General features: G+C 45.9%; 15 protein-coding genes and 1 pseudogene. 6 read left to right on the forward strand and 10 right to left on the reverse strand.

Going from position 1 to position 13,127, the window contains the following annotated elements; translation table 11 throughout:
• Positions 1 to 519: pseudogene (locus tag MHM93_RS04745) on the reverse strand (signal recognition particle-docking protein FtsY); the annotation flags it as partial.
• A gap of 138 nt (positions 520 to 657) precedes the next feature.
• Between MHM93_RS04745 and rsmD the strand changes: the two are divergent.
• Positions 658 to 1,260 (forward strand): 16S rRNA (guanine(966)-N(2))-methyltransferase RsmD, encoded by a 603-nt coding sequence (rsmD, locus tag MHM93_RS04750; RefSeq protein WP_239448210.1) that lies wholly within the window; start codon positions 658 to 660, stop codon positions 1,258 to 1,260.
• Between the two features lie 14 nt (positions 1,261 to 1,274).
• Here rsmD and MHM93_RS04755 read toward each other — a convergent pair whose 3' ends face one another.
• The 3 genes from MHM93_RS04755 to MHM93_RS04765 are packed head-to-tail and all read right to left on the reverse strand — an operon-like array spanning position 1,275 to position 3,614.
• Positions 1,275 to 1,865, reverse strand: coding sequence for a YjaG family protein (locus tag MHM93_RS04755; protein WP_239448211.1), 591 nt, complete (start codon positions 1,863 to 1,865; stop codon positions 1,275 to 1,277).
• Positions 1,849 to 2,178 carry a DUF2007 domain-containing protein gene (locus MHM93_RS04760; protein WP_022946475.1) on the reverse strand — a complete coding sequence of 110 codons (330 nt, stop codon included), beginning with the start codon at positions 2,176 to 2,178 and terminating at the stop codon, positions 1,849 to 1,851. Before MHM93_RS04760 ends, MHM93_RS04755 begins: the two co-directional genes overlap by 17 nt.
• Complete coding sequence (locus tag MHM93_RS04765) at positions 2,178 to 3,614, reverse strand: hypothetical protein (protein ID WP_022946476.1); 1,437 nt, start codon at positions 3,612 to 3,614, stop codon at positions 2,178 to 2,180. Before MHM93_RS04765 ends, MHM93_RS04760 begins: the two co-directional genes overlap by 1 nt.
• 203 nt (positions 3,615 to 3,817) lie before the next feature.
• Between MHM93_RS04765 and MHM93_RS04770 the strand changes: the two genes are divergently transcribed.
• The 4 genes from MHM93_RS04770 to MHM93_RS04785 all read left to right on the forward strand — a co-directional run bounded on the left by MHM93_RS04770 (position 3,818) and on the right by MHM93_RS04785 (position 7,659).
• Entirely contained in the window at positions 3,818 to 4,222 is a 405-nt protein-coding gene (locus MHM93_RS04770) for a DUF2721 domain-containing protein (RefSeq protein WP_022946477.1), read from the forward strand.
• Positions 4,223 to 4,270: 48 nt separating this feature from the next.
• The gene (locus MHM93_RS04775; RefSeq protein ID WP_239448212.1) at positions 4,271 to 5,797 is read left to right on the forward strand and encodes a DUF3369 domain-containing protein; all 1,527 of its coding nucleotides are present in this window, start codon (positions 4,271 to 4,273) and stop codon (positions 5,795 to 5,797) included.
• A gap of 141 nt (positions 5,798 to 5,938) precedes the next feature.
• Positions 5,939 to 6,826 carry a LysR family transcriptional regulator gene (locus tag MHM93_RS04780; protein WP_022946479.1) on the forward strand — a complete coding sequence of 296 codons (888 nt, stop codon included), beginning with the start codon at positions 5,939 to 5,941 and terminating at the stop codon, positions 6,824 to 6,826.
• 212 nt (positions 6,827 to 7,038) lie between these two features.
• Entirely contained in the window at positions 7,039 to 7,659 is a 621-nt protein-coding gene (locus MHM93_RS04785; RefSeq protein WP_045979631.1) for a 2OG-Fe(II) oxygenase, read from the forward strand.
• On the opposite strand, the gene ubiA is transcribed toward MHM93_RS04785, so the two are convergent.
• Both ubiA and MHM93_RS04795 read right to left on the reverse strand, forming a co-directional pair.
• A complete protein-coding gene (ubiA, locus tag MHM93_RS04790) occupies positions 7,656 to 8,525 on the reverse strand; it encodes a 4-hydroxybenzoate octaprenyltransferase (RefSeq protein WP_152440303.1) in 870 nt (289 codons plus the stop codon). The two genes, MHM93_RS04785 and ubiA, sit on opposite strands and share 4 nt — an antisense overlap.
• On the reverse strand, positions 8,522 to 9,064 hold the full coding sequence (locus MHM93_RS04795; protein WP_138588915.1) for a chorismate lyase: 543 nt from the start codon (positions 9,062 to 9,064) through the stop codon (positions 8,522 to 8,524). The genes ubiA and MHM93_RS04795 overlap by 4 nt, the downstream gene beginning before the upstream one ends.
• Positions 9,065 to 9,276: 212 nt before the next feature.
• Between MHM93_RS04795 and MHM93_RS04800 the strand changes: the two genes are divergently transcribed.
• Positions 9,277 to 9,627 carry a flagellar basal body-associated protein FliL gene (locus MHM93_RS04800; RefSeq protein ID WP_231658170.1) on the forward strand — a complete coding sequence of 117 codons (351 nt, stop codon included), beginning with the start codon at positions 9,277 to 9,279 and terminating at the stop codon, positions 9,625 to 9,627.
• 24 nt (positions 9,628 to 9,651) lie between these two features.
• On the opposite strand, the gene glpG is transcribed toward MHM93_RS04800, so the two are convergent.
• The 4 genes from glpG to MHM93_RS04820 are packed head-to-tail and all read right to left on the reverse strand — an operon-like array spanning position 9,652 to position 13,076.
• Positions 9,652 to 10,473, reverse strand: coding sequence for a rhomboid family intramembrane serine protease GlpG (glpG, locus tag MHM93_RS04805; RefSeq protein ID WP_022946484.1), 822 nt, complete (start codon positions 10,471 to 10,473; stop codon positions 9,652 to 9,654).
• Positions 10,470 to 10,787 (reverse strand): thiosulfate sulfurtransferase GlpE, encoded by a 318-nt coding sequence (gene glpE, locus MHM93_RS04810; RefSeq protein WP_239448213.1) that lies wholly within the window; start codon positions 10,785 to 10,787, stop codon positions 10,470 to 10,472. Before glpE ends, glpG begins: the two co-directional genes overlap by 4 nt.
• A gap of 56 nt (positions 10,788 to 10,843) precedes the next feature.
• Positions 10,844 to 11,869 carry an L-threonine 3-dehydrogenase gene (tdh, locus tag MHM93_RS04815; protein ID WP_022946486.1) on the reverse strand — a complete coding sequence of 342 codons (1,026 nt, stop codon included), beginning with the start codon at positions 11,867 to 11,869 and terminating at the stop codon, positions 10,844 to 10,846.
• A 10-nt stretch (positions 11,870 to 11,879) separates the two neighbouring features.
• Positions 11,880 to 13,076 carry a glycine C-acetyltransferase gene (locus MHM93_RS04820; RefSeq protein ID WP_022946487.1) on the reverse strand — a complete coding sequence of 399 codons (1,197 nt, stop codon included), beginning with the start codon at positions 13,074 to 13,076 and terminating at the stop codon, positions 11,880 to 11,882.
• Positions 13,077 to 13,127 lie beyond the last annotated feature (51 nt).

Here is a 13,127-nt window from a genome sequence, read left to right on the forward strand (position 1 = left end):
TTTAGCTAAACGTTCCTGCTCTTCACGCTCTGCCTGTTCTTTCGCTAAGCGCTCCTGCTGCTCGCGCTCGGCTTGTTCTTTCGCTAAACGTTCCTGCTGCTCGCGCTCGGCTTGTTCTTTAGCTAAACGCTCCTGCTCTTCACGCTCGGCTTGTTCTTTCGCTAAGCGCTCTTGCTCTTCACGCTCTGCCTGTTCTTTAGCTAAGCGCTCTTGCTCTTCACGTTCAGCTTGTTCTTTAGCTAAACGTTCCTGCTGTTCACGTTCTGCTTGTTCTTTAGCTAAGCGCTCCTGCTCTTCACGCTCGGCTTGTTCTTTAGCTAGGCGCTCTTGCTCTTCACGTTCAGCTTGTTCTTTAGCTAAGCGCTCCTGCTCTTCACGCTCTGCCTGTTCTTTAGCTAAGCGCTCCTGCTGTTCACGCTCAGCCTGCTCTTTTGCAAGACGTTCCTGTTCTTCTTGTTTTGCTTGCTCTTCTTTTTTACCTAATCCAAACCAGGACAGAAACTTACTTTTTTTAGCCATTGTATGAAACCATATTTCCAGTCATGGCGATGCACTCGCCTTTTAAAGCAGCTGTCGTTAGCCACAAATATTATTTATAATTGCGCGTTATATTACCATTTTCCCAGCCTGTGGAAAAAGCATATAGTGAGTAAATGCATGTCCATCAATAGAAAAGCCACAAAACCCGCGCATAAACGCACAACAAAAACAGGGCAAATACGCATTATTGGTGGTCAACATAGAGGCAGAAAGTTACCAGTACATGATATTGAAGGCCTAAGACCAACCACAGATCGCGTAAAAGAAACCGTTTTTAATTGGCTCATGATGGATATTCGTGGTGCCCAGGTATTAGACTGCTTTGCAGGTGCCGGCAGCCTAGGGTTTGAAGCCCAATCACGATTTGCCAAACAAGTGACTCTGATTGAGTTGGAGCCTAAAGCAGCACAGCAACTACGCGACAACGCAGCACTCCTTAACATGCTAAACGTGGGTGTACAACAAGGGGATGCGTTAACTCTGTTAACTCAACCAAGCAGTGCGGCTTATGATATTGCGTTTATTGACCCACCTTTTCATAAGGGACTCGCGAGTAAATGTGCCCAAGCCTTGGAAGAAAATGGTTGGCTAGCTGACGATGCTTTAGTGTATGTGGAAGTGGAGGCGAATAACGCCGACTTCACTGCTCCTGATAACTGGCAGTTGCGAAAGGAAAAACGCGCTGGGCAAGCTTGGGGACGCTTATACCAGCGCATGTGATATGTGGCGTTGGGCTAAATTTCTACACCAATGTTAGTGTGCCCATCCTCTACAGCAAGATGGCGCAAGGCTTTAACATTGTCTTTATCAATGCGATTCAAGGCCGAGACAAAGTCAATTAACTCACTTAGCACCCCAACCTCGTATTCCATTAATGGGTGTTGGTTTACATCTTTGGCTTGATAAGCTTGCTCGTCCAGCTCAAACTGATACTCAATCAATCGTGCTACTGTACCTTGAGCAATCTTGCATACGTTGACGTACTCTTGCTCATCCTTGCTTTGAATCCCATGCAAAAGCGTTAGCAGCGCGGTTGCCGCATCAATAGCTGGATATACACCAAAGACATCGAAATCAGACACTTCTGGCACATTTGGCTCAACTTTCTCGACTAACTTCTCGATACTAATCTTACTTTTTGGTAAAAGAATTTTTTCCCAACATAAAGCGAGTGCATTTTTGAGTACTGCGGGATCTCCAAATTCAAGTGCATCACTGAATAGCGAGTAGTTAGGAAGCATACGTTCCATTAAGGCTGCCGCTAACGCAGCCTTTTGCACCGTATTCAACTCACGAATACGCTGAAAGTTATTGGGCTTGTTCATGTTTTTCTTTCATGCAGGACCAACACAGATCAAAGCTTGCAGGGTTCCACTGCTGACAATGGTGGCATTGCCACTTCTGCGCGGATGTTTTCGATTGTCGATATTCTAACAAGATTTGTTGGGCGGCGGACAGTTTTATATCGTACACCCACACACCAACGCCAGCCTCAATGAAAGGGATCTCTCCCAAGGCCCCTTGCAGAGCCTCGCCGGTCAAACGACTTTCTATACCAGCATGTTGTAGGCGACCTTTAATGATATTGGCCTCGACGCCGTGCTCAGCGTCGAAGACCTTAACCCACTTGAAATCCACTACGAATCGCTTTGCAGCTGCTTCTGGGCGTAGTCAAATTTCAGTTTGTATTCCATCATTTTCTCTTGTGCTTGCTCTAGCTCATCTTTGAGTTCGATGTGCTCAGAACGTAAGCTATCAAAAGCTTGGCGAGCTTGTCGTGAATCATTATCAATACGTGAACGCAAGCTCTCATTACGCTCTCGCTCATCGCGATGGCGGTTGGTCAGCTCTTGAATTTGCTTCTTCAGCTCTTCAATTTCTTGCTCTTCTTGCTCACAACGTACTTTATGTTGCTCAAGCTCTTCAGCAAGCGATTGCTTCTGTTGATCCAGTTCTTCGGTTTGCGATTGCTTCTCAGCTAAGCCCTGCTCTAATTCCTCTAACCGCGCTTGCCACTGTTGCTGCTGCTGTTCAAATTGAGCTTGTTGCTGTTGCGCTTGTTCTTGCAGAGCTTGCTCATGCTGCTCGCTTTGCGCTTGCATTTGCTGCTTCAACTCATCAATGGTGCCCAGCTGTGCCGTAAGTTGCTCGATTTTCTGCTGCGACTGCTCAATTTGCTGAGCCATATCGCCGCTACTCGCATCTTGGCGCTCTAAACGCTCAATGAGTTGCTGATTTTCTTCCTTATGTTGAGCAACCGCAGCTTGTTCCTCGCTGAGCTGTTCACGTAGCTGCTCACCTAGTTGCTGTAAGCGCTCAACAGTAAGCTGGTGATTTTCACCTTGCTGCTCTGTTTCATTAAGCTTTTCAGACAACTCCGAGAGTTGCTGATTCTGACGGCTAACAAGCTGTTCGTAGTGAGCCAGTTGCTCTGCAACAGCTTCATTTTCTTTTTGCAGTTCAGTGAGCTGCTGTTCGAGCTGCTCGTTACCTTGCTGTTGCGAAGACACTTCTTGCAGTTTTTCTTGCCACGCCATATTGCTTTGACGTTGGCTCTCAAGCGCCTGCTTCAACGATTGGTTGTCTTGCTCCAACCGTGTTTTTTCCTCTCGCAACGCTGTTACGGCATCCAGTAACTCTTGGCGCTCACTTTGCGAATTGTAATTATCGCTCTCAAGCTCCGTTAAACGATGCTTCAATGCCGCCAGTTCATGTTGTTTTTGCTTAAGCTGAACATGCTCATCGGCATACTGCGCATTTTCCTGCTGCGCTTCTAGTAACTGACGATTCTGTTTGGCATAGCGCTCTTTAATAGCACTAAGCTCATTACGCAATTCGTCTAGCTCTGCGCTATCTCCACCACGACCCAGCTGCGCTGCAACGAGAGCAATGCTCAGCTGCTGACTTAATTGCGCGGCAAGTTGATTTACTTGTTGATCACTGGATGAAGCCGCCAAGGCTTGATTTAACTGCTCTGGCTCAACATTGAACAAATCAGCACAACGTTGTGCGAAGTCACTTGCTAATTTATCCGTTACTTCATTGTGATGGTATTCACCACTGTTGATAGCCATCTCTCCCCCTTTGCATCAACGTGCGGCACCGTATCACCGACACGAGCCCTCTACGCATACGCATATTCTTGATTAATCTTGTCTTTTGCCTTAGCTTTTGAATTGGCGAGCGGCAAATTGTTAACATTAAGCCCGTTATTTGTAAAAATGTCTAGCCCATAGTTAACATTCCCTAATTATACACATAAAAATTGGAAAAAATGATGACATTAACCACCCCTGCACTGCTTTTTCCAGCGATTTCTCTTCTCCTGTTAGCCTACACCAATCGTTTTCTCGTACTGGCACAACTGATCCGCGAACTTAATGCCCGCGAAGGCGAGCAAATCAGGCCCTTCGTGATTGAGCAAATATTAAACTTAAAGAAGCGAATTCGACTTATCCGCAGTATGCAATTTTGGGGGGTGGCGTCGTTTTTACTGTGTACCCTAGCGATGTTTGCGTTATTTGTTGAGTTTACCCCTCTAGGCACGGCCTTGTTTGGCATAAGCTTAGTGGCACTCATGGTCTCTTTGCTCACCTCTCTTTACGAAATACATATTTCCTGTGATGCGATTGCCATTGAATTAGAAAGCATAGGAAAACATTCTCACTCACCAGAGAAATAAATCTCACCTATACTCAGGTTACATTGACCTGAAATGGTGGAACCCAGTGTGAGTGAGTATCTTTTTTCCGAAGTCGATGATGCAGAAACACAAACAACAGAAACTAATTTACCGCCTTGGCGTGTACTTGTTGTTGATGACGACCAAGATATTCACCATGTCACTCGGTTAGTGCTCTCTAACTTTGAGTTCGAACATCGCTATGTAGAATTAACACACGTCTATTCAGCACAAGAAGCTATCGAATTGCTGGAGCAAGATAGCACTTTCGCTGTCGCGCTAGTCGATGTAGTTATGGAAACCAATCACGCCGGATTGATGCTTATAAAGCATATTCGCGAGCAAATTGATAACCATGATATCCGTCTTATTTTACGCACTGGGCAACCAGGAGAAGCTCCCGAAGAGTCGATTATCCGCGACTACGACATTAACGACTACAAAAATAAAACTGAGCTTACCGCTATAAAACTCAAAACGTTGGTTTATTCGGCGCTGCGCGGATATCGCGATATTCAATTAATTAACCGGCAGAAACAAGGGTTAGAACGCATCATCAACGCCTCTACGGTGTTTCTCAAGTGTGACAGCATCCACCAATTTGCGTCCGTGGTGCTCAATAACATTTCCCATATACTGGGCCTAGAAGATGCCGAGCTATACTGTGCTGCGGTGACCTACAGCAGCAACCAAGAAAATACTGAATTTAAATTGCTCGCGGCTTCAGGACACCCTCCCGAGTCAGACATTAGTAAACTGCCACACAATGTGCGCCAAGATTTTCACAATGCTCACCAGCGCAAACGTTCAATAAAAAATGGTAGTAACTATGTCGGTTACTTCCCAGGTCAAAATGGCATGGAGACCATGCTATATGTAGATCGCGGCACCCACTTGAATACTCATGAACACCAATTACTAGAGTTTTTCGCCAATAACGTGGCGCTGGCTTACAACAACTTAAAATTACGGGAAACGGTAAGAGAGTCGCAAAAAGAGCTGTCGTATATTCTCGGTGAAGCCGTGGAAAAACGCTCGAAAGAGACCGGTTCTCATGTAAAAAGGGTGGCTAATTACAGTTATCTATTGGCAACACTTTATGGCTTAAGTGATTATCAAGCTGAAGTACTTAAACTAGCATCGCCGTTACATGATATTGGCAAAATAAGTATCCCGGATCATATTTTAAATAAGCCCGGAAAGCTCAATGATCAAGAATGGGAAATAATGCAACAACATGCACAAGTGGGTTACGAAATACTCCACAGATCCAGTAACGAAATTTTACAATGTGGTGCAATAATCGCCGGCCAACACCATGAAAAATGGGATGGCTCTGGATACCCTAAAGGCCTTGCTAAAGAGGCCATTCACATTGTCGGCAGAATTACGGCTCTGGCAGACGTATTTGACGCACTAGGGAGCGAACGCTGTTATAAAAAGGCTTGGCCTATGGAGGATATAATAGACCTTATAGAACAACAAAAAGGGCATCATTTCGACCCGACTTTAGTCGAATTAATGATCAAAAATATTGATGAATTCATTGCTATAAAAAACCGCTACCCTGACTAATGATTATTATCAATTAACCCCACGATGAACTTGAAAAATTTGTTACAAAAGACATCTTTTTATTTCAGGTACAATGTACTAGTATTGAGGAGGATTAACCCCAATCCATACACCTAATAACTTACTTAAAAGGAATTAAAAGTGAGATTCGAACAACTTAAACAATTCCTCGCCCTTGGCTCTTTGCGCCATTTTCGCCAAGCGGCAGAAAAAACCAACATTAGTACCTCCGCATTAACACGAAGCATTCAAACTTTGGAAGAGGAAGTTGGTCATCAACTAGTATCACGCTCTACACGCTCAGTCATATTAACGAAGGAAGGCGAAGTTTTTTTACGTTTTTGCCAAAATACCCTAGATGAATATGCACGTACCAAACAATTACTCGACAAACTCAGTGGCAAAAGTGAAAACCGTGTTGTAATTGGCTATACCAGCTCAGCGAGCTCCATTGTGCCCATGTCTTGCGGTCAGTTTATGGCACAGCACCCTGAAGTGAAAATCGAGATGCAGCTACAAGATCAGCAAGAGCTACATTCTCGTCTGAAACGAGGCGAAATTGATATTTTTGTCAGTGAAGAAAACGCCTGCCTCGGCGGGAGCGATATCCATTTACCGGATCAGCTCGTACTCTTTGCAAGCCGCAACCACCCTTTAGCACATAAAGCCAGCGTCACCTTACATGACCTTGATGCCTACCCGCTGTTTGGTTGTTTTTCGCAAAGCCAGCATGTGCAAAGCATGATAAAAGAGGCTGCCGACGTTCTGCGCAAGGGCAATGGCCTGCGTTTAGGTAGCCTAGAAGAGGTGATAAACGCGGTGACCAACGGGCAAAGCATTGCCATTGGCGGTATTGAACATACAAATGCCATCAACAACCACGATGACCTTATATGCCTACAAGCCAGTGATGAAGCGCACTCGCGTTTAATCGTCAAAACCCAAGAGCAATTGGAGCAGCAACAGCACATTATTCAATTATTGGATGTGATTGAACAAGTTGCCAGCGCTCGGCACTTGAGTGCTTAACTCTTTGCAGCTTCAAAATAAACACCTACCTACTCGCTCAAACTTGGGCGAGTATTACTACTACTTTTTAAGTGGCAAGCCATTAAAAAATAGCAGCTAAGACTAGGCGGTCGAGGCTTATCTATCAATGTGCCCACATTTACACCAATAAACAGTAGTGCTTTGTCATTTCGAAGGTATACTAAGCCACCTTTTAATTTGAATTTCCTCATGTGAATCAAGAAGCATTATTTGCACAGATCATCGATGATGTGCATCAGCACGGTTATGCTGTGATTGAGCAAGCATTACCGAGCTCTTTAACCAGCCAGCTCCTGAATACAGCGCAACAACAATACGATGCCTTTTCACCAGCTGGAATTGGCCGCCGCCAAGAGTTTCAACATAACGAGCAAATAAGAAAAGACAAAACTTTGTGGTTTAGCGGACACTCACAAGCAGAGCAAGACTACATAGCTTTAATGGAAGCATTGCGCCTGCACATTAACCGACATTTTTTCCTTGGCCTGTTCGATTATGAATGCCACTTTGCCCACTATCAGCCTGGGGACTTCTACAAAAAGCATTACGATGCTTTTAAGGGGCGCTCGAACCGTGTATTTACTACGGTTTGCTACCTAAACACCCCTGATGAGGGAGGCGAGTTAGTGATCTATCAACCGCGCTCCAAATTAGTGGCCCGGCGCGTAGCCCCTCGCTGTGGCACACTGGTTGTGTTTGAAAGTGAACTATTTATGCATGAGGTATTGCCAGCAAAGCAGTCGCGCTTCTCTATCGCTGGCTGGTTTCGCAAGAATAATTCTGTCGCCGGCTTTGTTGACCCACCGAATTAAAGCAAGCTAACGGCAATACCAATAAAAATGGCTAGGCCGACATAGTGGTTATTCAAAAATGCATTGAAACACGCGGCTCGCTCTCGGTGGCGACACAAGTAAAGCTGTCGCACCAACAACATAGTCGCAATGCTGAGACCAAGCCAAAATGGCCAAAAAAGTTGCATATCCAAACCGATATAGGCCAACAGTGCAATAAAGGTGGCATCCAATAAAGCCACCGCCAGAAGGTCGTAACGACCAAATAAAATAGCGGTGGATTTGATACCTATTTTAACATCATCATCCCTATCCACCATCGCATACAAGGTGTCATACGCTACAGTCCACACTACATTGGCGAAAAACAGTAACCATGCATATATCGGCAGCGCTTCGATAGTGGCCATGTAAGCCATTGGAATTGCCCAGCTAAACGCAGCTCCTAACACCACTTGGGGTAAATGGGTATAACGTTTCATAAAGGGATAACACGCAGCCAAGGCAAGCGCCCCAAATGACAGTAATATCGTCTGCCAGTTAAGTAATAACACGAGCGCAAAAGCCATAACCACCAGCAAAGCGAATAAGCTCAGCGCCTCACCGGCACTCACGGTTCCTGCTGCCAGAGGGCGCTGTTGAGTACGCTGCACCGCACCATCAACATTACGATCGGCAAAGTCATTGATCACGCACCCTGCGCTACGCATAACGAACACCCCCAAGGCAAAAATTACCGCGAGGCTCACCGGCGGCCAATCTGCACCAGCAAGCCACAAAGCCCAAAAAGTAGGCCACAGCAGTAGCAAGGTGCCGATAGGCTTATCAATACGCATCAATTGCTTATAGTAAGGCCAATGCATCGCCTTAAGTGGTGCTAGTTTCATAGGTAAGGATAGGCTCCGGGTAAAAATATCTCGCACACCATTATTTGTTGGTTCGTTAAATTGAAGCAACTACGGCGTCCCCATAGCGGCCCACCAGGCAGCTTTAACGAGTGTGTAAGCTCAGCCAGACTCTGATTGTGAGCGAAATCAGCCACCTCCATACCTACTCGTTGGATTTGCGGGTCTTGGAAAATCACTTCGCCCAATGGATTATTGCCCAAATGGGCTAAATCAACCCCTTGCTGCGACTGCTGTTCAGGAAGCCAAGTTTGCGCATAGACCATAGGTTCGTTATCGCAAAACAGCAACACTTCACGCACACGCACATTCGTACTGGGGGGGTTGAAAACAGCGTGGTCGCAAAAGCGACTGGCTACCACTTTTTCGCTTAGAACTTCCACCGCAAATTGTTGGCACTGTGACTTTAAACGCTTCGTTAGCGAGCCAGACTCCAGTAGCCAATCGGCTAGTGTGTCAGTCACCTTAGCGTGCTCGATGCTTATCCACTGCGCGCGAAGAGGTATAGGGTGTGCAGGCAAAACATACTACCTTGATTCGACTATTGCTTCGATCATACCACTGCTACACTAATGGCAAAAGCTCTCACAGAGCACAGTAACCCCTTTACTAATAAATCTGGACGATAAATCGCTAAGCGCGCTAAAATATGGATAACTTGATGAAAACTAGCACACTAATTATTATGCCTCGAGCGCTCAAACTATTACTTGTCAGTGCCTTTACTCTGCTCATGTTCAGCCCCGCAAAGGCGGCGGGAGATGTTGGTTATTATGGCTTTGAGCCTGATATCGTTGCGAACTACATTAGCCAATCAAGTAAGAAGCTCGGCTATGTGCGAGTGACTGTCGATCTGATGTTAGAAGATGTTGGCAATATTTCAGTGGTTGAACATCACATGCCACTGCTGCGTGACGCCATTGTTGAAATCTTATCGCAAGAGCCAGAGGATAAAATTAAAAGTTTAACGGGCCGCGAAGAGATAAGACAGAAATGCATCGAACGGCTTAAAACCTTACTGAAGCAGGAAACCGGTAAAGATATTATTCGCGATGTACTGTTTACCAAATACCTTTATCACTAACATCACGAGTAATAAAAAAGCGGCTTAAGCCGCTTTTTTATTACTTCCAAAGGCCATCACCAGCGCTAACACGATACCACTGACTAAACCGCCTAAATGCGCCCAGTTGGCCATAGGCATAAAGAAAGTATCGGTAAAACCAAAAACTAGCCACAGTAGCAGAAAACCAATCATCGCCTTGGTCATCATCGGTTTAGTTTTCGCTAGCAAAGGATAAATCCAACAAAACCCTACCTGCGCATACACAACACCTGAGAGACCACCGAAATTAGGGCCGACCATAGTATATTGCGCCCACGCGCTGGCCAAAGAGCCAAGTAAAAACACACTCAATAAAGTGAGTTTCGATGTCTGGCGTTCGATAGCAGGCCCTAACGTCAACCACCACAGCACATTAAATATCAAATGAATTGCAGAGAAATGAACGACTGCTGGCGTTATCCAAGAGAGCGGCTGCGATGCTTTAAACTGTAACAGTGGGAATATATGGCTAAACTGGCCCAATAAAAACAGCGCATAGATAATCACACTGATAATACTGACGCTTTTAACCAATAAACTGAGCCCGTTGAAGCGTTGCCACAAATTAAGCTTATTGCCGCTGTAAACCAAGCCTGAATCGGTACGCCCGCTTTGCCATGCGGCATCACTGTATCGCGGATGATTCGGCTCTGTTTTAAACTCATTCCATAACGGCTGAACAGCATGAAAATGCTCCGGATCAACAGCAATAATCACATGCCCCTGCTGTGCAGGTTTGAGCTCGCCATGCAGCCCTTGAGTACTCAAGTAATCAATAAACCCTTGAGCAGCACGCACGTTATTGGTGCTCCCTAGTTCAATCATTTTTCAACCGATTGTGGAAATTGTTTCGCCCAGGCGTCAAAGCCGCCATCCATACTGTATACGTCATCAAACCCTTGCTCAGCTAAGTAACCAGCAGCGCCTTGCGAGCTAATACCGTGGTAACACACAACAATAATAGGTTGCTCATACTCCTTATGCAGCATGAACTCGCTGATATTACTATTACTTAAATGCTCGGAACCAGGAATATGGCCGCCTGCGAAACTGTTCGGGTCACGTATATCAGCAATAACGACATTATCGTCGTTTAGTAATTCATGTGTCTGCGACACCGAGATATGTTTAAAAGCCATGGGACTCCAAATTTACTAAACACTGAAAAGGCGGCTTAGCCGCCTTCATAGGCTACTTACTGCCAATCGAGAATAACTTTACCTGACTGCCCCGACAACATCGTGTCGAAACCTTGCTGAAAGTCATCGATATTGAATTGATGGGTGATCACAGGGGAAATATCAAGACCTGACTGAATCAAGCTGGCCATTTTGTACCAGGTTTCAAACATCTCACGGCCATAAATACCCTTGATTACCAAGCCTTTAAAAATAACTTGGTTCCAGTCTACAGCCATATCTGAAGGCGGAATACCCAGCATAGCTATCTTGCCGCCATGGTTCATGTTATCGAGCATAGAGTTAAATGCCACCGGCACCCCTGACATCTCTAAGCCAACATCAAAGCCCTCTGTCATCCCCAGCTCTGTCATCACGTCTTCGAGCTTTTCTTCACTGACGTTAACAGCCCGTGTAGCGCCCATCTTACGGGCCAAATCAAGGCGGTACTCGTTGATGTCGGTGATCACCACATTGCGTGCACCAACGTGCTTAGCTACAGCTGCAGCCATAATACCAATCGGGCCTGCGCCGGTGATCAATACATCTTCACCTACCAAGTCGAACGACAAAGCAGTGTGTACAGCGTTGCCAAACGGGTCAAAAATAGAGGCCAGCTCATCGGAGATATTATCGGGGATCTTAAAAGCATTGAACGCTGGAATAACCAAGTATTCCGCAAAGCTACCTTCACGGTTAACGCCCACACCTGTGGTATTACGACACAAATGTACACGCCCGGCGCGACAATTACGGCAATGACCACAGGTAATATGACCTTCACCAGAAACCCGGTCACCCACTTCAAAGCCACGCACTTCCTGGCCCATATCGACAACCTCACCGACGTACTCATGACCTACCACCATAGGCACTGGAATGGTATTTTGCGCCCACTCATCCCAGTTGTAGATATGCACATCGGTGCCGCAAATAGCGGTTTTACGAATTTTAATCAATAAATCGTTATGGCCCACTTCCGGTTTTGGCGCATCAGTCATCCAAATCCCGGTTTCAGCCTTTAATTTTGATAATGCTTTCATCTCTGCGCTCCTAAATTACGCCCAACTCTTTGCCGATACGAATAAAGGCATCAATGGCTTTGTCGAGTTGCGCTTTGCTGTGTGCAGCAGAGATTTGGGTACGAATACGCGCCTGCCCTTTTGGCACCACTGGGAATGAGAACCCAGTGACATAAATGCCTTCAGCCAGTAGTTTATCGGCCATTTGCCCAGCGAGCTTGGCATCTCCTAACATCACCGGAATAATGGCATGATCTTTACCAGCACAAGTGAAACCCGCCGCTTCCATTTGCTCACGGAAGTAAGCCGCATTGGACCATAAAGTATCGCGCAACTCTTTGCCATCAGCCAGCATATCCAGCACTTTTATTGACGCAGTCACAATGGATGGTGCCAGCGAGTTCGAGAATAGATAAGGACGTGAGCGTTGGCGTAGCCACTCAACGATTTCTTTCTTACCTGAGGTATAACCGCCTGATGCACCGCCTAAGGCCTTACCTAAGGTGCCAGTGATAATATCGACACGGTCTAACACGCCACAGTACTCAGGCGTACCACGACCATTTTCACCAACAAAGCCTACAGCATGAGAGTCATCGACCATAACGAGGGCATCGTACTTATCAGCTAAATCACACAGCGCTTCGAGGTTACAAATTACGCCATCCATCGAGAACACGCCGTCAGTGGCGATCAGCTTGGTTTTAGCGCCAGCTTCATCAGCGGCAATCAGTTGCTGCTCAAGGTCGGCCATATCATTATTGGCATAGCGGAAACGCTTTGCTTTACATAGACGCACACCGTCGATAATTGAGGCATGGTTTAGGGCATCGGAAATAATGGCATCTTCAGGGCCAAGAATGGTCTCAAAAAGACCCGCATTAGCGTCAAAACAAGAAGAGTAAAGAATGGTGTCTTCGGTTTGTAAAAAGTCACTAATTTTGCTTTCAAGGGTTTTGTGAATGTCTTGCGTACCACAGATAAAACGCACGGAAGCAACACCGAAACCATGATCGTTCAAGCCTTGTTGCGCTGCTTTAATAAGCTCTGGATGATTCGCTAAACCAAGGTAGTTATTGGCACAAAAGTTAATCACTTTATCGCCGCTGGCAACGTCAATTTCAGCCTGTTGCTGCGAGGTAATAATGCGCTCGCTTTTGTATAGGCCATCGGCTTTGACTTGCTCGATTTGCGCTTGCAGTTGAGTATAAAACGCAGAGGCTCTCATAGATTTCTCCAATACTTGAACGGGGGACCCATGCTACGTCAAAGACGTGGG

Origin of the sequence: Pseudoalteromonas sp. MM17-2, assembly GCF_022347945.1 — a bacterium.
Lineage (GTDB): Bacteria > Pseudomonadota > Gammaproteobacteria > Enterobacterales > Alteromonadaceae > Pseudoalteromonas > Pseudoalteromonas ruthenica.